This is a genomic window from Paenibacillus sp. 01T443, from assembly GCF_056398325.1.
Genome location: NZ_JBFTPE010000008.1, coordinates 729,362 through 750,378 on the forward strand (window position 1 = coordinate 729,362; position 21,017 = coordinate 750,378).

At 48.1% G+C, this 21,017-nt stretch carries 15 protein-coding genes; 4 read left to right on the plus strand and 11 right to left on the minus strand.

Features of this window, described 5'->3' with window-relative positions; translation table 11 throughout:
- Window position 1: 1 nt before the first annotated feature.
- Together AC1DLI_RS17125 and AC1DLI_RS17130 are read right to left on the minus strand one after the other, a co-directional pair.
- A complete protein-coding gene (locus tag AC1DLI_RS17125; protein ID WP_477604572.1) occupies window positions 2-3,391 on the minus strand; it encodes a tubulin-like doman-containing protein in 3,390 nt (1,129 codons plus the stop codon).
- A 24-nt stretch (window positions 3,392-3,415) separates the two neighbouring features.
- Window positions 3,416-5,194, minus strand: coding sequence for a vWA domain-containing protein (locus AC1DLI_RS17130; protein ID WP_477604574.1), 1,779 nt, complete (start codon window positions 5,192-5,194; stop codon window positions 3,416-3,418).
- 303 nt (window positions 5,195-5,497) lie between these two features.
- Between AC1DLI_RS17130 and AC1DLI_RS17135 the strand changes: the two genes are divergently transcribed.
- Both AC1DLI_RS17135 and AC1DLI_RS17140 read left to right on the plus strand, forming a co-directional pair.
- The gene (locus AC1DLI_RS17135; RefSeq protein WP_477604576.1) at window positions 5,498-6,451 is read left to right on the plus strand and encodes a hypothetical protein; all 954 of its coding nucleotides are present in this window, start codon (window positions 5,498-5,500) and stop codon (window positions 6,449-6,451) included.
- A gap of 335 nt (window positions 6,452-6,786) precedes the next feature.
- Entirely contained in the window at window positions 6,787-7,158 is a 372-nt protein-coding gene (locus tag AC1DLI_RS17140; protein ID WP_477604578.1) for a hypothetical protein, read from the plus strand.
- Between the two features lie 127 nt (window positions 7,159-7,285).
- Here AC1DLI_RS17140 and nasC read toward each other — a convergent pair whose 3' ends face one another.
- The 6 genes from nasC to AC1DLI_RS17170 form a co-directional block, all read right to left on the minus strand.
- Window positions 7,286-9,397 (minus strand): assimilatory nitrate reductase catalytic subunit NasC, encoded by a 2,112-nt coding sequence (gene nasC, locus AC1DLI_RS17145; RefSeq protein WP_477605052.1) that lies wholly within the window; start codon window positions 9,395-9,397, stop codon window positions 7,286-7,288.
- A gap of 34 nt (window positions 9,398-9,431) precedes the next feature.
- Window positions 9,432-11,795: a nitrite reductase large subunit NirB gene (gene nirB, locus AC1DLI_RS17150; protein WP_477604580.1), complete on the minus strand. Its 2,364-nt coding sequence runs from the start codon at window positions 11,793-11,795 to the stop codon at window positions 9,432-9,434.
- A 103-nt stretch (window positions 11,796-11,898) separates the two neighbouring features.
- On the minus strand, window positions 11,899-13,077 hold the full coding sequence (locus AC1DLI_RS17155) for an MFS transporter (protein WP_477605054.1): 1,179 nt from the start codon (window positions 13,075-13,077) through the stop codon (window positions 11,899-11,901).
- 32 nt (window positions 13,078-13,109) lie between these two features.
- Window positions 13,110-13,445, minus strand: a complete 336-nt coding sequence (gene nirD / locus AC1DLI_RS17160) for a nitrite reductase small subunit NirD (protein ID WP_308998321.1) — start codon at window positions 13,443-13,445, stop codon at window positions 13,110-13,112.
- Window positions 13,446-13,461: 16 nt separating this feature from the next.
- A complete protein-coding gene (gene nirB / locus AC1DLI_RS17165; RefSeq protein ID WP_477604582.1) occupies window positions 13,462-15,879 on the minus strand; it encodes a nitrite reductase large subunit NirB in 2,418 nt (805 codons plus the stop codon).
- A 317-nt stretch (window positions 15,880-16,196) separates the two neighbouring features.
- The gene (locus AC1DLI_RS17170) at window positions 16,197-16,334 is read right to left on the minus strand and encodes a hypothetical protein (protein ID WP_477604584.1); all 138 of its coding nucleotides are present in this window, start codon (window positions 16,332-16,334) and stop codon (window positions 16,197-16,199) included.
- 348 nt (window positions 16,335-16,682) lie between these two features.
- Here AC1DLI_RS17170 and AC1DLI_RS17175 point away from each other — a divergent pair, with 348 nt between their 5' ends.
- Together AC1DLI_RS17175 and AC1DLI_RS17180 are read left to right on the plus strand one after the other, a co-directional pair.
- Complete coding sequence (locus tag AC1DLI_RS17175; protein ID WP_308998318.1) at window positions 16,683-16,841, plus strand: hypothetical protein; 159 nt, start codon at window positions 16,683-16,685, stop codon at window positions 16,839-16,841.
- Between the two features lie 200 nt (window positions 16,842-17,041).
- Complete coding sequence (locus tag AC1DLI_RS17180) at window positions 17,042-17,839, plus strand: DUF2935 domain-containing protein (RefSeq protein ID WP_477604586.1); 798 nt, start codon at window positions 17,042-17,044, stop codon at window positions 17,837-17,839.
- Window positions 17,840-17,960: 121 nt separating this feature from the next.
- Here AC1DLI_RS17180 and AC1DLI_RS17185 read toward each other — a convergent pair whose 3' ends face one another.
- The 3 genes from AC1DLI_RS17185 to AC1DLI_RS17195 all read right to left on the minus strand — a co-directional run bounded on the left by AC1DLI_RS17185 (window position 17,961) and on the right by AC1DLI_RS17195 (window position 21,014).
- Entirely contained in the window at window positions 17,961-18,956 is a 996-nt protein-coding gene (locus AC1DLI_RS17185) for a cell wall hydrolase (protein WP_477604588.1), read from the minus strand.
- 105 nt (window positions 18,957-19,061) lie between these two features.
- Window positions 19,062-20,081, minus strand: coding sequence for a glycoside hydrolase family 43 protein (locus AC1DLI_RS17190; RefSeq protein ID WP_477604590.1), 1,020 nt, complete (start codon window positions 20,079-20,081; stop codon window positions 19,062-19,064).
- A 51-nt stretch (window positions 20,082-20,132) separates the two neighbouring features.
- Window positions 20,133-21,014, minus strand: coding sequence for a carbohydrate ABC transporter permease (locus AC1DLI_RS17195; protein WP_477604592.1), 882 nt, complete (start codon window positions 21,012-21,014; stop codon window positions 20,133-20,135).
- Window positions 21,015-21,017: the final 3 nt, after the last annotated feature.

Below are 21,017 nucleotides of genomic sequence, written 5' to 3' on the forward strand. Positions count from 1 at the left end.
TCTATTTCAACTTTCTTCTGATTTCATTTAGTTTTGAAGTCATTTCTTTATAGAACCGGTGCAGCTCCTCGCCGTTTGCCAGCTCCACTTTCTCGTATTCGAGCCGCTCGCGCGCATCTAGGAATACGCCAAACAGTTCCTCCAGCTTGTTCAGTAAAAGGGTGGTGTCCTCCGTCGCTGTCAATTCCGTTACTCTGCGCGCCGCTTTGCGCATAAGCGTGCTGCGGCTCTTCTCATCAAGCCGGCGGAAGCTCTCAAACACCTCATGCTCGACATAGCTGCTGCTCTTCATTAAATTAGCGAAGGGAGACCATGCGTCCTCCTCGGGATCACGGTCATATACGTAAAGCGCACCCTTCTTGCAGATCGTATCCGTGTACAGAGCCTCGATAAATTGTTCAAGCCATTTCTCCTCGCCCTGATGGAGAAGCAGCAGCTGCTCAAGCTCGTAAGCCTTGGCCGAAATCGACTCGTATTTCGCTAATTCCTCGCGTACAAGCCTTAGCTGCTCCGGAGAGCGGATCAGGTTTTCCTGCGCCAGCTCCTCTGTAAAGCTTCCGAATATATCTTTTGTCGATTGAAGCTCCAATCCATCGGAAAGGAGGCGTTTAAGCTCGTTTAAGGCTCTTTTAACCTCGCCTAAATTCGGCTTGGCCGCATCCAGCTGCATATTGAAAGGCTTCAATAGATCAGCGAGCTGGAATGGCTTCGTGTAGCGAACCTCATAACGGCTGCTCGTATTATGATCGATGCTCTTTTCCGTAATAATACGGAAGCTCTCCGCTTTGGCAAATTCTGCGCGAACCCTTGCGTTATAGCTTTGAACGCGCGGATTGACGTACGTATCTCCCCATGACTTTTCAGGGATCGGAGACGGCAGGTACGTCCAGTTGTTGCGATCGGTTTGCACCAAATGGCGCCCGATGCCTTCCTTATCCAAAATCGTCCTTTCATAGCTTTCCTCATATACCTTGAGCGGCGTATAGACGAACAGAGGTACACCGTTTCTTGTATTCAGCCAGAAAATCCGGTTTTTGACTTCGCTTTCCTTGATCGTGAAATGGGATTTACCGATCGAGTTATTTTGGTAGTTACGAATGCCTCGCAAAATACTAGGAGCCTGCACAGGTACCGAAACGAATCCCCATGACGGCACATGCAAATTGCCGGAGCTGTTGCTGAGATGGAATACAGGCACTGCTTCTTCGTCCAGCTTGCTCGCAATATGGCGCTCGACAAACTTCTCAATCGACTCGTCATTCCCGTACTTCATAACGAGAAACTCTTCCATCGATTTCGTAATCAGGTCTCCGAATTTATCGGTCAGAAATTCCGAGATCGAGCTGACGATATCGATTTCTTGCTCCTTCACCCATAGGTTGGAATGGTCAAGCAGCTCCTGCGTAAAGTCCCTAATCAGATCGTCGCCGTCCTTCTTATCCATTAAACGGCTGATGACATCGGAAATATCAGGCACTCCGACGATATTCCAATAATACGTTTTGTTTCCTTTATGATCAGCCTGCTCTTCGCCGTTCGTGAGCAGATCCCCGTTTTTGGCAAAGATCGAATTCAGCACGTTTAATATTTCGGTGAACACATTGTAGATCCGGTTGTTCTCGTTGTTGAGCAGCTGATGCAAATCCTCGTAAAATTCGATTAATTGCTCCATGCGCTCCACGTCGGCATGCAGCCAGTACTCATTGATTTTCGCTTCAATATAGTTGTTTTTCTTCTTGTCCTTCGATACAAACGCGCTCTTCGCGTCGCCCATGCGTTCTTCGGCTTGCTCCCTTGCCGCTTCGATTTCTCTCGGAAGCCGCAGCAATCCCTCGCGAAGCGTCTCTATGTAAGAGAGCAGCATCTTCAGCAAGCAGAAGCCTTTTTCAGTATATAAGAGACGGGATACATAGAACGGTCCCTGCTCCGGATGCAGGAACGTACGGCGAATTTGATCGGTAAATTGGCCGACGATTTCACCCGGTAACTGTTTTTTCGCTTTAATATATTCCTCTCTCGCACGGGCCAGAAAGTTTTGCTCCAGTTCGGTATCCATGTTCACCGCTTGCAGCTTCACCACGTTATTGTAGCTTAGGCGCTCGCTGTTCTCAAAGCCCGGAAGCGGCTCCGGCACGCGTGAATCGAAAGTCTTCATCATCGTTTCGAGGTCGATGCCTAGCTTGCGCGCAAACTTCTCCACATCATCCTGGGATGGCGCCTTCTCGAACATTTTGTCCATCTTGTTAAAGAGCCGGTAAGCTAAATAAGTCGTCATTTCCTCGATGGGCAGCACGGCCGAAGAAGCCCCGATAATGTTATAGTCGTAGTTAGCCGGATACATCTTGTTCATTTGGGCGATATTCGTCCGAATGTTGCTGATATAGTCATGAATGGCGAATTCCTCGCCGGATTGTTTTTCCTCGCTTGAAATAAAGTTCGTAATGTTCTCAGCCGTTACGTTCATGCAGTAATCGTAAGCATTTTCGAGCAGCTTGCCCTCCGCATTGGTCGCAGAGATGAGATGGCATAGATTAAACGGCGGAAGCGGCGAATTAACGGACAGAATGCTGCCGTACTGCTGCTTGAACCGCTCTCCCCTGCCGTCCACGTTCATCCAATAGTCCAATTCCTTCAGTGCCGCATAGCCGTTCTTCTTAATGTACTCGCGCGTATGGTCGCTCAAGCTTTTGTTCGCGAGGTTAATATCCGGCGTGAAAAGGTAACCCAGCGTGTTCACCCGGTCGATGCCTGCAGCCCCGTGGTCGCGCTCGATAATGCCTCTGACGATATATGAAATATCAAGGAAGCAGCCGCTGCCCGTTCCGCCCGATAAGCCGGTGAGCAGAAATACCATCAGCTTCTTATTCGTGCCGACGGAAAGCGTCTTGATTTTTTTGTCGATGCTTTGAACGACTTGGTTGATCTTCGTAAACAGCAGCAGCCGCCCAGCTTGGCGTACGCCTGCCGCGCCGTTCATCCCGTCGGTGATGCTCAGCTCCGGGGACAGCCAATCCGTAATGTACGGCTCCAAAATACTGCGGTTTTGCAGCAGCCCACCGACCTCTGCATTGGACAGCAGTACGAATTCATTAATCGGGTCGAGACCGATGCCTTTATACTTTTTATTGCGATCCTGTTCATTCGTTTCGAAAGCAAGAAACTCTACGTTGTCGGGCTTGTCACGCTTTCTCTTCGAGACCGGATCCTCCGGCAGCTTAAAGCGGCGGTTAATCTGGTATTTGAGGCGCAGCAAAGCATCAATGCCGGTACCTCCAAGTCCAATAATCAAAATCGGGTTATCGATGGTATCTACCCGGATTTTCTCGCTGACAATGCCTCCGCCCAGCGAAACGTCGAGCTGCTGTATATGTTCTCTAACGATTGGTTTCATTGTTTGTTCCCTCCATGGCTCTATTTAAACGAGATATTCGATAAAGATCGTTTTATCCACTTGCTTTAGCGAAACCGTAATGCGGTCTCCGCTCTTCATTTCAAACTCACGAGTTGCATCGATCGCCCGACCCGATTTCTCGATTGTGCATGAGGAAGCGTTTTGCAGCGTGATGCGGTCGTTGCTGCCGGGTTTAAAAATAACTTTCTCCGTTTCCTTCAGCTCAGGCGCCAGCTGCAGCAGCTGATGAAGCATCAGCTTGCCCTTGAAGGCGGACAGCTTCTTGTACTGCGGCGATGTTTTGTCACCCGTATTCTCATCCCGGATTTCAATGACGAGCTGGCCGACAAAGCCGCGGTTCGCTTTTTTCAGAATGCGCATGATGAAATACGCCGCTGCAAGCAATGCCGCTAATCCTAATGCACCTATTATGACTGGCACAGTAGGGAATGGCTTCTTTGCTTCGTCTGCAGGCGGGGTCGGTGCTGTCTGACCCGTTCCACCTGCCTTAGCCGTAATCGTTACCGCATCGGTTTCACGGAAGAAGCTTTCCTCCTCCGCCTTTACTTTGATCTCATAGTCGTGCTCTTCTTCAATTTTGTACGATCCTTCAAAATGATCGCCCGCATTTTCCATCGGCACTTCCTTGGTTGTACCCGTGTCCAAATCTTTAACGAGCAAAGCCGCGCTCATGTTGCTGTACTGCGCTTCATCCTTCAGCTTCTGTCCGCCGCTGACTAAGTAAGAGCTGAATTTAACGGAATCGCCCTTCGAGTAGGCGGTTTTGGTAAGCGGGTCCAATGCCAAGCTCAAATCATAGTTAAAGATTAGATTGATGTCGATTTTATCGCGATTCACGCCTTTTACCTGCAGCGTCCAATCGCCCTCGGCCGGCTTTAGCAGCTTAATCAAGGAATAGCTCTTCGACTTTGACAGCAGGATCTCATCCGATGGAATGGCAACGGCGTTGCCGGATGGGTCAACCAGCTTAGCTTCGACAGGTTGCGAAGACATGATGGAAATGTTCGCTTCCAATACATTCGAGTTGGGAACGTTAATTTTCACGTTTTGAAAACTTCCGTCCGCGGTAATCGAATCAACAGGTACCACGTTCAAGTCGAGATGGCTGGCAAAAATCTCGCTCAGGATCTGCGGCAGATCATCCGCCGAGTTGGTCGAGAACGATTTGCCCCCGGTCAGATCCGAAAGCTCGGCCAACGCTTCCTTGTTTAATTTTCCGTCCGCATTCAGCCCGATCGTGTAGATCGGTACATCGTTGTCATTCGCTTCTTTAATGGCTTTCTCCATGTCGGCGTCGGACTGGGCCTTTGTGCGGCCTGAATCTTCATTAAAGTCGTTATTGCCGTCAGCCAGCAAAATAATCATTGGCTCGTGGTTAGGATCAGCTCCGTCATCCAATATTTGCACGGCTTCCTTTACTCCAACTGATACATCGGTGTAGGCGCCGCGGTTCAATTGGTCGATGAAGCCCTTTAAATTCTCTTTATCCGCTGAAGACTGGATTTCAAGCAGCGCCTTCTCACGCTGAATCTCATCGGTATAGGCTACGATTCCGACCCGATCGCCCTGTGTCGAGAGCATGTCGATGAACATCTTCATCGCTTCATTGCCGATTTTACCCGGGTCGCTTGCGCTCATAGAATTACTGACATCGAGCACCAGCACCGCATCGATTTGAGAAGCCCCCTGGGCAGCATTCGCTGTGGAATAGCTGCCGAATGGCAGCAGCAGAACGGCGGAAGCGAATATTAGTTGACGTGAAAAACGTTTAAATCGATTCATATTTGTACTCCTTTGTAATGGGACGAACTGATCTATCCTGATAGTCCAATAGTCACTGTTAGTCACTGCTTCCAGTAAAATGGTATACTATAAATTAAGTATACCTGATAGATTTTCAGAAATCACTTTTACTGTAAGAGAGGAACAGCACATGGTTACATACGTCTGTCTCGGGCTAGTGTTTCTTTTTGTCATGATCAGCATCATCAGCTACCGCTCTCGCCGGAGAAGGGCCCCGTCTCCAGAGCAGCTGAATAAGCTTGTCTTATCTATTTTAAAAAGCAGCGGGCAGCGTGATCGCGAATGATGAACAAGCTGCCGATACTACTTACCCCTTATATTAAAACACGCTATCCTTACGATAAGCTTAAAATTTGCCGGCGCTGCAGACATTTTACTGTACTCGGCGAAACGGAATGTCCTGTATGCGGTAAAGCCGCCCTGCAAAAAGCGGAAGAATTGGCTGCCTCCACGCTGCGGCGGTCGCTGTGGGGATCACGGCTCACCGTGCTGCTCATAACGGCCGTCGGTCTAGTGATGAGCGGTTCAACGATGCAGACTATAGTGCTCGCTATAGGAGGCGCGGCGCTACTCGCTCTATTATGGACGATGCAAAGACGGTCGACCCCTGCACTTTTGCGCTTAGAACTTGAAAAATTATTTCACAGGGAGGCTTATCCCCTTGTAGCCGGCCTTGCCAATGACCGGGAAACGGCCATAAAAGTGTTTCATAGCGGCGATAAACCGCTCGCTTATGAGATGCTGCGGGAAATCGGCGCTCTCGTTCATACCGACCAGCTTCGGATCGAGCAGATATTGCTGCTTCAATCGTTCGTGCTGCGCAAGGACATGGACCTTATGCTGGAACCTCTGCTTATGGACCATTTTAATCCCGATCTTGTCGAATATATCGGCGAACTCGCAAAGATCAGGCGTGACCTGCTGAAGGAAAATACTTTCCGTTATATTTTGCTTCATGAAGGCCATATTCTGAAAATGGAGCATGGCGAAAGCATACTAGTCGGCGTTACCGGCGCCGCGGTCCGGATGAAGCGTTACCTTACGCTCTATCCTTATTTAATTATGCGATATGCGCGCAAGCTTCCCAAAGATCGTTTTCTGCGGCTTTACCGAATCATTGAGAGCAGTCCGAAATCAAGCTTCGGACCTTTATACGAAGAGGTTATGAGCATTTACAACGAGAGATATAAATGGGATGAGGACTTTCTTCCTGCCCATAAAGAACGGGGCGTATAGGCGGATTCGAGCAAAATTAGCGATAACGGAAGATTTCGATAAACCGGAAGATGAACACTTTGATCAAAGTGTCCGCCTTCCGGTTTTTTTGGTATCCGGGATTGTTTTATTACCCTATCAAATAGACTTATGACACTGGAAGATTGTTACTGTAGCAAACACACAAACAAGCTGCTAAAACGAAACATATCTTAAAATATACTCTGACGTGAGCCTGTGTTCAGAATACGTATACCCTCCTCTTGATGGTCTGAAAATAGCTGTTTTGATTTTTTACGAGCCTTCTTTAGGAGACTAGCTTATGAATCGTCAGAATACTACTGGAGAAAAGGAATGTGGTAGAAGTGAAGAAAATGAAAAGAGTCCGTACAAGTGAATTTCTTCCTGCTGAAAGTGAGCCATTAAGTGGTCCCGACCTGACGGAACCAGCAGACCTTTCCTATTCGCAATCGATAGAACGAGAAAATACGGCGTCGTCACGACTCGGCGGGTTTGATGGAATCATGTCAATAATGGGAAAGGTCCAGCAATTTTGGGGCATCTTTCAACAGATCCAGCCGGCTTTCAAGATGGTAGGTTCATTAATGGGCACGAAAGCATTTGTATCTAGCATGCCTAGCAAGAAAACAAGAATGAAAAATAAATATTCCCGCAAAAAAGCACGAGTCGCAACAATTGGACGGCTTAAGACGAAGAGCAGAGTATAGAGAATTTAGTAGAGAAATTAGCATCGGACACATAAACCTATTCATTTTTTCGCAGTGCGCAAAAAGCCCCAAAGGACTGCGTCCCTTGGGGCTTCATCTGTTTAACACTCAAAGATGGCTGACTATTTTATACGGATTCTACAAGGGGCCTTGCGTTAACCGCACAAACTTTAAACCCAGGCATTCTGCATGTCGGATCAAGCGCTTGATTCGTAATTTTGTTAACATTTTGAATATCGCCCCAATGCATGGGCACGAAAACCGTATCCTCGCGGATCTCCCTCGTCAGCTTGCTGCGGACTACGATGCCTCCCCGCTTCGATTCCAGCCGTATTAAAGAGTTATCCTCAATCCGGTACTTTTGGGCCGTCGCCGGGTGGATTTCCATAAAGGATTCAAAGCTGCGCGCCGCCAGTGTATGGCTTCTCCGGGTTTGAACACCTGTCAAATAATGCGAGAGCACCCGACCGGTTGTCAAATACAAAGGAAACTCCCCGCTAACCTGCTCGGCGGGAAAATGATTTTCTACCGCAATCAGATCCGCCTTACCGCTTGGATGCGCAAACGACGTCTCGAATAATCGTTTTTCACCTGGGTGGTCCAGGCTTGGGCAAGGCCAATAAACGCCTTCTTCCTTCCGCAGCCGGTCATAGGTGATGCCATAATAATCAGCAATTCCCCCGCGGCTCGCAACACGGAGCTCCTCGAAGATTTGTTCCGCCGCTGTGTAGGAGAAATACGATTCTTTCCCCAGCGTTTGGGCAATGCCGCACAGGATCTCCCAATCATGCTTCACTTCATCCGAAACAACACGACTAGCCTCCCGCAATAGGACACGGCCTTCCAGGTTGGTTAACGTGCCTTCATTCTCCAAATACGAGGACGTAGGCAATATCAAATCCGCCAGCCTTGCCGTTTCCGAGAGGAACATGTCCGCTACCACAAGGAACTGCAGCTTACGCAGCCCCTCTTCCACAAAGTTGGCGTTCGGATTGGATACGATCGGATTAGAGCCCATGACGAACAGCGCACGTATCTCCTCTTCATGGACTTTTTCCATCATTTCATAAGCAGAGACGCCTTTTCCAGGCAAATCATCAGGCTGCACGCCCCATACTTCTGCGATATAGGCACGATCTGCCGGATTTTCAATCAATCGGTAGCCCGGAAGCTGATCCGCCTTTTGACCGTGCTCTCTGCCCCCTTGACCGTTTCCTTGGCCGGTAATCGCACCGTAACCGCAGCCTTCTTTCCCTATTTTCCCGGTAATCAACGCCATATTCAGGAAATTACGCACAGCCATGTACCCATCTGTCTGCTGCTCTACTCCCCTTGCGGTAAACACCATTCCGGTTGCTGCTTTGCCAAATGCTTCAGCAGCCCCGCGAATTAGATCCAGCGGAACACCTGTCATCTCTGCGATATCGTTTAAGTCAACGTTCCCTAGATGCTCCTTTAGCTCGTCAAAACCATTTGTCCGTTCCTTCGCAAAGCCTTCATCCACATAACCTTCGTCTACGATCACTTTTAACATGCCGTTGACTAAAGCGGCATCCATCCCCGGCTTCACCTTTAAATGCAAATCCGCTAGTTCGGTCGTACCCGTATTTCTAGGATCAATCGCTATGATGAAAGCCCCATTCTCCTTCGCCCTCGTAAAATAAGGCATGAGCGTGGGCTGGCATTCCGCAATATTCGTCCCAGCCAAAATGATGCACCGTGCGAGAGGAATATCGGACAACTGGTTGGTCAAGCCGCGGTCAATTCCAAAAGCCTTATTGCCTGCCGACGCCGCCGCAGACATACAAAACCGCCCATTATAATCGATATATTTGGTTCGCAGCGCGACCCGCGCGAACTTCCCGAGCAAATAAGCGGATTCATTAGTAAGAGATCCGCCGCCGTATACCCCAATCGCATCGCTTCCGTACTGCTGCTCCAATTGCGTGAAATTGGAATAAATCAGCCGGTAGGCCTCCTCCCAGCTGACCCTTACGAATTCCCCATCCACTTTGGCCATCGGATAAGCAAGACGTTCACTGCTTAAGGCATGCTGGTATGCATTCATCCCTTTGATGCACAACCGCCCTTCTGAAGCGGCGTTTGGCTTCGGAAGAACGGTATAGGTATTCCGCTTCTCGCCGATATGCTCCACGATCTGCATCTTGCACTGCACGCTGCAAAAAGGGCACTGCGTATCCATAACATGATCATGTCCGGCAGCAGCTTCGAATTCCATATTGTCGGTTATCACTTTTAATGGTTTCATCTGATCACCTTGTTACTGCAGCTGTCGGCTGCTGATTTGCTTGCTCTGGCGAAGCTGAAAGCTCCTCCTCCATGCGGCTTCCTAATAATTGCAAGAGAAACGGATCGAATAACGCTTCCCTGATTTGCAGCAGGCCTATTCGTTCAATCCATTGCGGCATCCGTTCCACGTAGTGTCCGGTTTCTCTGTAATATTGAAGGAAAGCAGCCGCAAGCGTCAGCAGCTCCTCGTCCGTCGCGGCTGTGCACAGCAGTTGACCCGGCTTTACCTGCCGTTCGCCGCTGCCGCCTACATACATCTCCCAGCCGCCCGGCACCCCAACGATTCCGATATCCTTCGTTAGCGAACCCGCGCGGTTATGGGGACTGGCCGATACGCCAATCCTTATTTCATGCGGCAATTGCGCGCTCTCCAGCTTCTTCTCCAAAGCGATGCCGAGAGAGATGGAATCCTGCATCGCATCTGCCGCATAGCTGATACCGCTGCATGATCCGACTGTACTCACGCTCTTCCCGTACACGGGTCCGCTAAGCAGTATTCCCAAATCCGACTTGACGTTAGAGACATCGGCTGCCGCTATACCCAGCAGTCCAAGCTGCGGCCCTTCCAGCAGCTTCACAAGAGGAATGCCGTATTTCTCTACAATGTCCGCGATTTGTCTCAGCTGCTCCGGTGTCGTTATGCCTCCATACATTTTCGGCGTAACCGCATAAGTCCCGTCTGCTTGGATGCCTATTGGCTCACATGCGACCGTAGTTGGAGCGGCTGTTCCATGAACACCTAAATAATAATCCAGCGCGGGACGGCAAACTTCACACCCTGCATCCGTTTGCCAATCAAAAGCGGTCATGATCTCAGCCGTATCAACAAAACGACGGTTCTGAATTTCAATCATAAGCTCATCATGGCTAAACGTTGTGCAGGCGCAGACCGTTTCTTTCTCCACGGTCTGGCCGAGGCCGTGACGGTGCACATAATCCAAAATGCTGCTGACCATCGTTTTGCAGCTGCCGCAGGAGCTGGATGCTTTCGTGCATTTTTTCACTTCATCGACCGTTTGCAAGCCTTGCTCCCCAATAGCCTGCATAATAGTCCCTTTGGAAACCCCATTACAGGAGCAGATCAGTTCCTTATCGGACATGGCCGCGATTGCGGCTTCCCCGGCTTCCTGTCCGCGAGCCCCATTCATTTCCTTCTCATAGACGGAGATATCCGTCTGCTGCTTGATCATCCCTAAGAGCTTCGTACCCTCGCTGATGTCGCCAAACAGAACCGCACCGACAATTTTATTATCGCGTATGACAATTTTTTTGTAGGTGCTTCGGATACCGTCGATCCACTTCAACGACTTCACTTCGTCGCTATCCATAAATTCACCGGCCGAGAATACATCGACGCCCGAAACCTTCAGCTGGGTCGCCAGCACCGAACCGTGGTAACCTTCATTCTCCAATCCGCATAAGGTTTTTGCGAGCACCTTCCCTTGCTCATAGAGCGGTGCCACTAAACCGTATACAATGCCGCGATGCTCCGCACATTCTCCTACCGCATATACATTCGGTACACTCGTCTGCATAAAATCGTTAACGACGATAGCGCGGTTCGTTTCGATCTTTCCATCCTTAGCCAGCTGTACGTTAGGTCTGACGCCGACAGCCATGACAAGCAGGTCGGCATCCGTTTTCGTACCGTCCTTGAACTTTAGTCCAACCACGCGGCTCCGTCCGATAATCTCTTCCGATTGCTTCTCAAGCAAAAAGCGCATTCCTTGCTTTTCAAGCTCCGTCTGAAGCATTTTGGCAGCCGTTCGGTCAAGCTGTCTTTCCATGATACTGTCAAAAATATGAACGACATCCACCTGCATGCCGAGGTTTAATAGCCCCCGTGCAGCTTCAAGGCCAAGCAAACCTCCGCCGATGACGACAGCCTTTCCATAGCTTTTCGAGGTTTCAACCATCGTTTCACAATCGCGGATATCCCGAAAGGCTGTAACGCCCTGTTTATTCGCGCCTGGCAAAGGCAGCATAAAAGGCAAGGAACCTGTAGCGAAGATAAGCTCGTCGTATTTGACGCTCTTCCCGGACTCGGTAAGGATCTTCTTGCGCTCAATATCGACATTCGTTACCGTTTCGTTCGTAAAAAGCTGAATATGATTGTCTTCATACCACTGCCAATCATTGATCGTAATATCTTGTATGGTGGTGTCGCCCTGAAGCACCTTCGACAACAAAATACGGTTATAGTTAGGATGGGGCTCTTTGCCGAAGATCGTAATTTCAAAAGCATCCCGATCGATATTTAATATTTCTTCGACACAACGAACGCCCGCCATCCCGTTTCCGATAACTACTAATTTTCTTTTCGCCATCATTAAACCTCCAATTAGAATGAAACGACTGCACTGTCCTTTTTAGAAGAACAGTCCCGTTCGCATCTCCGGTTTTCCGGCACGCACTGCAGGCACCGGGCAGCTACGCAGAATACTCCATGCCTTGCTGAATTCCCGTACGTTTCGGCCGCAGTGCAGAGTAATTAAGGATTAAGCATGCCAGGGCGAATATGACCATAAAAATAAAGCCTAAATTGTATTGGCCAGTCGCGTCTTTGACGATACCGAGTACAATCGGCGGAAAAAATCCGCCGATGCCTCCTGCAGCGCCAACTATACCAGTAACCGCTCCTGTATTTCCGGTAGATACTTCCGGCACCATTTTGAACACGGCGCCGTTTCCTAATCCAAGAAGCAAAGAAATCAACAAACATAAAAAACTGAAGGCGACGAAATGATCAAGCGATATGGACAATACAAGCGCGGCAGCCAATATTCCAGAAAAGACAACCGTTAATATCTTCTTGCTGCCGAACCGGTCTGCCAAATAGCCGCCCGCCGGCCGAATCAACGTAGCCGCCAAGACGAAACCGGCAGTTCTAAGACCAGCGTCAAAAGCGCTCAGCTGAAATAGATCTTTAAGGAGGGTAGGCAAGTAAACGCTGAAGGCAACGAAACCGCCAAAAGTCAGAAAATAAAAGAAGGACAAACGCCAAGTTGCTTTATCTTTCATAACGGACAAGGATTGTTTCAAGGTTTTGGGTTCGGCCGGCTTTGGCGCATCCTTGGTAAAGGAATAGAACACCAATGCCATAACCGCTATCCCGATTGCAAGGCCAAAAAACACCCAAGAAATGCCGTACGTTGTTGAGATGGAGGGAATCAGGAAATTCGCTCCTGCTCCCCCCAAATTGCCAAGGCCGGCAATGCCTAATATAAAACCTTGGCTTTGCGGCGGGTACCATCTTGAGACAAAAGTTAAAGAAATCGCAAACGTGGTGCCCGCCATACCGATAAACAGGGCGCAGATCAACAACCAAACATATGAATCAGCGAATCCAGCCGCAACCATTGGCAGAATTAAGAACAGCATCGTCAGCGTGAACACTTTTCTGCCGCCGTGGCGGTCAGTTAGAATACCCATAGGAATCCGCATGATCGATCCGAGCAAAACGGGGGTTGCAATCAAAATGCTCTTTTCCAGCGTACTCAGGTTAAAAAGTTCCTGAATCTGCCCTGCAATAGGCGGAAATACTGACCAAATCATGAATGATACGGTCATCGCGACCGTTGAATAGATGAGTGCTTTTGTTTGATTCATTGCCATAGGTCCAATCTCCCCGAATGATTTCCTTAGGATGCTTTATAAGCCGTCTCTTCCACATACAGAAATAGATCGCCGCTTTCAGGGTCTGCTTCCACCTTGAAGGAAACGACACAGCCCTCATCCGGATCTTGGACCTGTCCGTCCTTCAAATTGATTTTCCAATCATGCAGCGGGCAAAAAACATGATGGTCGCAAACGATACCTTCGGAAAGCTTGCCGCCTTTATGAGGACATTTATTTTCAATCGCTTTTATTTCACCGTTCGAAAGCTTGAACAAAGCAATTTCCAGATCTCCGATGGAGATTACTCTTGAGCGCATACTCTCAATTTCCGAAATATGACCGATTTTAACTTGTTTCATGCTGATGACACCCTTTCTAGTTCATTGTGGGAATAGGTAGATTTTCGAATGTTGTGCGCAATTTATCAGTTTCCACAATTTCTTTCCATGGATCTTGTGTCAGGCTGAGCGCAAGTTCAATCCGCTCGACGAGTGCCAATCGGTCTTCCTTCTTCTCCAAGGCAGCTTTAATCGTATCCAGGCCGACTCTTTCAAGCCATTCCGCCGTACGTTCGTTATATTTGCCGGTTTCACGGTAATACTGCATGTATGCTCCCGTCCATTCCAGAACCTCTTCCTCCGTCTTCACCTTAACGAGCAGGTCGGTGACTCTTACTTTCGTACCGCCGTTTCCGCCGACATGAATTTCCCATCCGCCGTCGATTGCAACGACGCCAAAATCCTTGATCGTCGCTTCTGCACAGTTACGAGGGCAGCCAGATACGGCCATCTTAAATTTCGCCGGTGTGCTCAAACGTTCGAAGCGCTTCTCCATTTCGATACCCATGGCCATCGAATCCTGCGTTCCGAATCTGCAGAACGTTGAACCTACGCATGTTTTAACCGTACGAAGCGTTTTACCGTATGCGTAACCCGATGGCATGTCAAGATCCGTCCACATCGAAGGCAAGTCTTCCTTCTTAACGCCCAGAAGGTCGATCCGCTGTCCGCCTGTAATTTTTACTAGCGGCACTTCATATTTCACCGCTACTTCGGCAATTTTCTTCAGATCCTGCGGTGTCGTTACCCCGCCGTAAATTCTCGGAACAACAGAGTACGTGCCGTCCTTCTGAATATTGGCATGATTTCTTTCGTTAACGAACCTCGATGCACGCTCGTCTTCGTGCTCCTCCGGCCACACCATGCCGAGGTAGTAGTTCAAGGCCGGACGGCATTTGGAGCAGCCTTCCGGATTGTTCCAATTGAGTACGTGCATAACTTCCTTCGAAGTCGTTAATCTCATTTCACGGATACCGTCAACCACTTCATCACGGCTAAGCGTTGTACAACCGCAAATGCCTTCCTTGACCGTTTTCACGCCGTCCGCGCCAAGTACATACGTCAGCACATCTGCAATTAGCGGTTTACAACCTCCACATGATGCGGAAGCTTTCGTGCACGCTTTAATATCATTAACGCTCGTGCATCCTTTTTCATTGATCGCATTTACAACTGCGCCTTTGGAAACACCGTTACATCCGCAAACAATTTCATCATCGCTCATCGAGGCAATCAAATCAGCGTTGGAAGGAGCCGATCCGCCCGAGCCGAGTAAAATTTCTTTTTCTTTCCCCGTAACATCCTCACCGCTGCGGATCATGGCGAACAGGCGCGCGCCATCGCTTATATCGCCGAATAACACAGAGCCGACAACCTTGCCGCCCCGAATGACGACTTTCTTGTATACGCCGCCGAACTCATCCTGCACACGAACAGCGCGTGTATCAACATCATCCAAGTATTGACCCGCCGAGAACACATCCACACCCGAAACCTTCAGCTTCGTAGAAACGACGGAACCGTGATAACCGTCCGTTTCTATGCCCGCCAATTTCTTTGCAAGTACCGCGGCTTGCTCATACAGTGGCGCGACTAGTCCGTACGAAATGCCGCGGTGCTCCACGCACTCGCCAACCGAGTAAACATTCGGAATATTCGTTTCCATGAAATCGTTGACGAGAATACCGCGGTTAACTTCAATGCCGCTCTTCTTGGCCATCGCCATGTTAGGTTTAATGCCGACTGCCATAACTAGAAGATCTGCAGGCTCTTCGGAGCCGTCCGTGAATCTTAGACCCGTTACCCGCTCTTTCCCTAAAATCTTCTCTGTATGTTTGCCGAGAAGGAATTTCATACCTTGCTCCTGAAGTTCCTTCTGCAGCATGATCCCAGCCGTTTCGTCCAGCTGTCTGTTCATCAGAATTTTGTTGCTGTGAATGACGGACACTTCCATATTCAGATTCAGCAGTCCTCGCGCTGCTTCTAGTCCCAGCAAGCCGCCGCCGATAACAACCGCTTTTTTGTACTTTTTCGCCGTCTCCATCATCGTTTCGCAATCTTTAATGTCACGGAATGCGATAACGCCTTTTTTGTCCGCACCTGGCAGCGGAAGCATGAAAGGCAGCGAGCCGGTTGCAATAATGACATCATCGTAAGGTACTTTAATGCCGCTTTCGGTGCTTACGATCTTACGTTTCGTGTCAATGCTGCTTACCGTATGCCCAGCGTGGAGAATAATGTTGTTTTCTCTGTACCAGTCCCAACTATTGATAACAATATCATTCATATCCGCATCACCTGCCAGAACAGATGACAGCATGATTCGATTATAGTTCGGATGAGGTTCACTTCCGAAGATGGTAATGTCATACCGGTTCGGGACCAGCTTCAAAATCTGCTCGATACAATTCACACCCGCCATACCGTTACCTATCAAAACCAGCTTCTTCTTCATCCCATTCACACTCCTAAATAGTTAAGCATTCATAAATCTGATCATTAATTGTTAAGATAAGCTATCAAATTCACGTCATGTATACTCACATAAAATTTCTTAACACTAATTTACCGCATTTTGCCGAATATCTCAATGGTTTTTTGTGCTCATTATCATTCCCGTGCAAAAATTCGCGGACCTTTTATTTGAACAAAAAAAAGGTGTTCCCTTGTGTAGGAAACACCTTTTTCTCATTCCCGAACCTTCGGCTTTGGACTTCCATTAAATTTTTGGTTATTGACTTATAACACTAGCAGCGTTCAGAAACAAATAGATTATACGGAAGGTTTAGTGGACTTCCAGTACTGTTCGTTTCCTAGAAATGCCTCGTTTAGCTTGCTTACACAATCATCTTCTACCTTATTATAATTAGCCACAGTCAGCATTCCTGCAATAATGAATAACAATCTCATCTAAACCACTCCTCATCAAATATTGTTTAAACTATACGCTGCGTCAAAATATATGACACTTAAATCTAGTTGTTTTCTAGCGGAATTGTTTATATGTCACATAATATAACACGATAGCTTTAGAGTCAATTCTTGGGAAGCGCAAATGCTATTCGGTTTTTTTATGGAGATGTTCATTTATTCTAATAAAGACAACAACCTAACATGTCTGCGGCAGACTCCATCGGGAAGCAAGTATGCTCATTAAAGGATGACTAGGCTGCTATCATTACGGAACAAACGTCCAAACACAAAGCACTGCCTTTACATAATCTACAGGGTACTCAGAACTTTGGGAGGTGAATGGTAATGAGTGGTTTTATTGGTGGGGCTAATAACAGTGTTGGCATGATCCTTGTATTGTTCATCTTGTTGGTAATTATAGCGTGCAGCTGCGGTATTTTTGGAGGCGGTTGCGGTTATGGTGTCGGCGGCGTTGGTGCAGGCGGATACGGCAAAGGCTATTAATCCATCACATCAATATCGCAGCGTATGCTCACAGCTCGGTACACGCATTAACCATTGTTAATCATAGCAGCAGGTTGTCGAGACATTCTCGGCAGCCTCTTACATACGAATAAAGCATCTTCCTTCCCTCAAAAAAGCATATGACAAAGTCTCCAATCATAAATTAGTTGAAGTATGATTACTCAAAGGAGATGTTGCTATTGTCAGATCCGTTTGTAGCACGATCTTTAGAAGAAGTAAGATTTTGGTCGCGGATTATGAAGGAGCATTCCTTATTTTTAAAGTTGGGATTCCGTTGTGAAGATACTCAGCTGATAAATGAAGCTAACCAGTTCTATGCGATTTTTGAAGCGATAGAGAATAAAGCCAATGCTTTTACAATGGGAACCGATCCCGTCGTAATAAGAAGATTTAATGAAGAAGTCCATACCGCTGTATCCTATATTTGGGCTTTCAAGAGAAAGGTGCTTGGTTTAATACTGACATGCCAGCTTCCAGGCGCAAATAACTTTCCGTTATTAGTTGATCATGTAAGCAGGGAAGCCAATTATTTCCGGAATCGGTTATCGGAATTAAATCAAGGAAGATTGGAGCCGTTGCCTGACGCAATCATTGACGAGAACGTATTTTTCCTACGAATCATGGCCGACCATGCCAAATTTATTAGTCACCTGCTTGACCCATCGGAACGGAAGCTGGTAGAGCAGGCCAATAACTTCAGCCAAGAATTTGACCAACTGCTGTTTCAAGCAAAAGATTTGGATTCCATGCGTCCTCAGTCACAAACCTTCCCTCTCCTTGACCAATTTCTTGATCAAAATAAGGTTTCCGTTAAATCGCTTCGTGACTTCAAGAAAACCGCGCGAGACTTAATTGAAGCCTGTCGAATTAAGAGCATCATTCATCCGTTACTGGCGGATCATGTGTTTAGGGAAGCCGAACATTTCCTGGTTATCATCGATATGTTCGAAGGGAGTCTTACGGGTAAAACCGGTTGATGATCCAGCGCTAGCCGGGCAGCTAAGTAAAAAAAGGCCACGTTCTGTGACGTGGCCCATTTTGTTTATCATTCTGGTCAAAAAAAAGTCCGTTATGGCCTTATGGCCATAACGGACTTACCTATCTCGCAAAACTATGATGGCCGATTGTCGCAATGACATCTAGGCTGGACCAAAACGATCCTTTGGAAACATTGGGATTGTAGAAATAAACCGCATTCCCGACGTTGTTTTTCCCATTCAAAGCATCCTTGGCGGCGCGCAGCACGCTTGCGTTAGGTTTGCTCTTATCCAACAGACCATTATGGGCTGGAGGGAACTGTTTCCCTGAATAAATGACGTCGCGTACCGTATCCGGAAAGTTTGCATCCTTCACTCTGTTTAATATCACATTGGCTAAGGCAAGCTGCCCCTCATAGGATTCATAGCCGGCTTCAACCATCGTAATCTTGGCAAGCAGCATAAGATCCGATTCCGTGAACGGTTTTGCCGCCTTATCAAAGATCGAAGGAATAACTACCTTAAGCTTCGTTCCCGATTTAATTGTTACCTTGCCATCCAAACCATTCCGCTTCAATAACTCAGGCTTGCTGCTGCCAAATTCCATGCTGATTTCATCCAATCCGTACTCTTCCGATATTACGGCTGGCTGTACCGCTGTTAGATCGATAACATCTGAATCTTTATTCCATTGCACATTTGCGTGCAGTAATTCCGACAACTGGCGCAGAGGAACGTAAAACCTACCGCCCTTCAAGATAGGAGCCGCATCCATCAGATATCGTCCATTGTTGAAATAAACGGTGGGTACTCCATTACCCAGCACGATAGTATCGCCCAATGCCGTATGTATCGTTACTTCATCATTCACACTATCCCAGCTTGAGTTTGCCCCAAATAATGCAGCAATTCGAGCCATTGGCAAATACAATCTTCCATCCTGGATAAAAGCAGGATCGCTCAACTTAACCATTTCACCGTTAAGTTTTATCTTCGTATCACTCGCAGCCGCAGCTTCCCCCGCGGAGACAATGGACATCGGTCCGTTACAAAGCAGAAGCAAAACCAATACCGCTGCGATAATAAACCTTCTAACCGGATTGCCTTTTCTGTTCATGCGTACCTCCCAGCTCATCATGTTGGCGTAAACTACCAACAATCATCTTCTGGGCAAAATTATAACACAGCTAAATGTGTCTTTAGGATTAACATTTTCACAGAATTAATCGCGAGCCTCTTTACTCTGAACACCAGCAAGGTTGAATTTTGGCGATTTAACGATGAAAGAATCGCCGGTATCCGTCATTTCAAACAGCTTGCATCTGGACTCGGGCATACGGAAAGGAGAGTGAAGAATAAGCATCCAATCTCCTTCGAACGTTTGAAACAGCATGCCATGCCCGCTATCGTCGAAAACGAGCGGCGCGAGCTGCTCCCAAGGTCCTTCCAATTTATCGGTTACGGATCGTGCAATCGTTTGTACGTAATTCCCCTTATCGTACGTAGACCAGAGCATGATCAGACGGTCACCGCTCGTCCGGTACAATTGGCATCCATCCGTCACAAATACCTTTTCGGCTCCGGCACTCGGTTGCTCCCCATTGTCCCACGGCGCGTCGGATCCGCTAAACAAATGAATCGGTACCGAGGCGCAGCCGGTGAGGTCATCCTTCAAACGTACCGCATCCACTGTACCGTCAGCCGTTTGAACCCATTCGTGGCAGTACACCATCCAAGGATTGCCTTCATCATCGATATGCAGCGTGCCGTCGAGCGTCATCAAATGCTCGGGTACAATCGGGGCTTCCGGTTTGACTAATTCGAACGGTCCATCAAGTGAGTCCGAGACCGCAATGACGGTTCCGCGCCAATGGAGAGGGTAGCCGCCATGCCCCTCTCCTTCCAATGGTCTTTCGTTATTATGGAGCGTTACAAACAAATAGTAGCGTCCGCCGTAAGCATGTACTTCCGGCGCCCAAGCGCCGTGCTGAGGATTCGCCCATACACCGTCTGGGACGGTGAATACGACGAAGGGCCCTTCCCATTCCGCCAAGTCCCGGCTTTTGTAAGTGAGTACGCCGTAGCGGTCCATACCGTGCAGCTTCGGGCTTCCGCCGGTATACAAATAATAGGTTTGCGTGGCTCCGTCGGCAACGACGAATGGATCATGGGCCGGAATGTCGGCCAGCTTATGGCCGACTTGCGGGTTAGCAGTATCAGCAGCAGCATTATATGCGTTCATATTGACCATCCCTCCAAATCAAATTTGGTTGCATAGTACCTAAACATCATATTAGCCCTTTACCGAACCTGCGGCAATCCCTTCAACAATCCGATTACTAAGGAAGAGAAACGTAATCAAGATCGGAAGAATACTGATCATGAGCGTTGCCCCGATTGCTCCCCAGTCCGTCGTATACTGTCCAATGAAATTTTGAACGCCCACTGTCAGCGTTTTATAAGCATCTGAGCTAATGAACGTATTAACAAAAATAAATTCATTCCAGTTATAAATCATGTTTATGATCGCCGTCGTTGCAAGAACGGAGCTCGTCATCGGAAACACGATCTGTACAAACATCCGGTTAACCGAACAACCGTCTATGATCGCCGCTTCCTCAACCTCCCGGGGCAGCGCATAATAAAAACCCAGCAGTATCATAATCGTTATCGGCATATTAAACGCGACGTACGACAAAATGAGAGACAAAGGATGATCCGTCAAGCCAACTTTATTAAAAAGACTAAACAGCGGTATGAGGGTCGAATGAACCGGAATCATCATCGCCACCATAAATAGACCAAGCACGAAAGAGCTGCCCTTCCATTTCATTCTCGTAACGGCATAGGTGACAAGACTGCCTAGAATGACGGTTAGCAGCGTAGCCGTAATCGTAATCCAAACGCTGTTAAAAAAATAAATATCGATGTTCCCTGCGCTCCAAACCTTCTCGTAGTTTTCCCAGTGAGGATTTAACGGAAGCGAAAGCGGTGGCAGATTGAACACTTCTTGATTGTTTTTAAGAGAGAAGAATAAAAGCCATACGAGCGGAAACAGCTGCATTGCGGCAACCGCAATCAATACGGCATATAGCACGGCATATCCGAGCTTAGAGCCGAATCCCGATCCTGACTCCGCTATTCCATGCCGGTTCCTTGCGTTTCCAGAAATCATGAA

Coding starts and splice junctions, on each gene's coding strand:
- nasC (WP_477605052.1), bottom strand. CDS start 9,397: ATGGAATTCGAAGCTGCTGCCGGACATGATCATGTTATGGATACGCAG.
- AC1DLI_RS17125 (WP_477604572.1), bottom strand. CDS start 3,391: ATGAAACCAATCGTTAGAGAACATATACAGCAGCTCGACGTTTCGCTG.
- AC1DLI_RS17130 (WP_477604574.1), bottom strand. CDS start 5,194: ATGAATCGATTTAAACGTTTTTCACGTCAACTAATATTCGCTTCCGCC.
- AC1DLI_RS17135 (WP_477604576.1), top strand. CDS start 5,498: ATGATGAACAAGCTGCCGATACTACTTACCCCTTATATTAAAACACGC.
- AC1DLI_RS17185 (WP_477604588.1), bottom strand. CDS start 18,956: ATGAACAGAAAAGGCAATCCGGTTAGAAGGTTTATTATCGCAGCGGTA.
- nirB (WP_477604580.1), bottom strand. CDS start 11,795: ATGGCGAAAAGAAAATTAGTAGTTATCGGAAACGGGATGGCGGGCGTT.
- AC1DLI_RS17195 (WP_477604592.1), bottom strand. CDS start 21,014: ATGATTTCTGGAAACGCAAGGAACCGGCATGGAATAGCGGAGTCAGGA.
- AC1DLI_RS17155 (WP_477605054.1), bottom strand. CDS start 13,077: ATGAATCAAACAAAAGCACTCATCTATTCAACGGTCGCGATGACCGTA.
- AC1DLI_RS17170 (WP_477604584.1), bottom strand. CDS start 16,334: ATGAGATTGTTATTCATTATTGCAGGAATGCTGACTGTGGCTAATTAT.
- AC1DLI_RS17175 (WP_308998318.1), top strand. CDS start 16,683: ATGAGTGGTTTTATTGGTGGGGCTAATAACAGTGTTGGCATGATCCTT.
- nirD (WP_308998321.1), bottom strand. CDS start 13,445: ATGAAACAAGTTAAAATCGGTCATATTTCGGAAATTGAGAGTATGCGC.
- AC1DLI_RS17190 (WP_477604590.1), bottom strand. CDS start 20,081: ATGAACGCATATAATGCTGCTGCTGATACTGCTAACCCGCAAGTCGGC.
- nirB (WP_477604582.1), bottom strand. CDS start 15,879: ATGAAGAAGAAGCTGGTTTTGATAGGTAACGGTATGGCGGGTGTGAAT.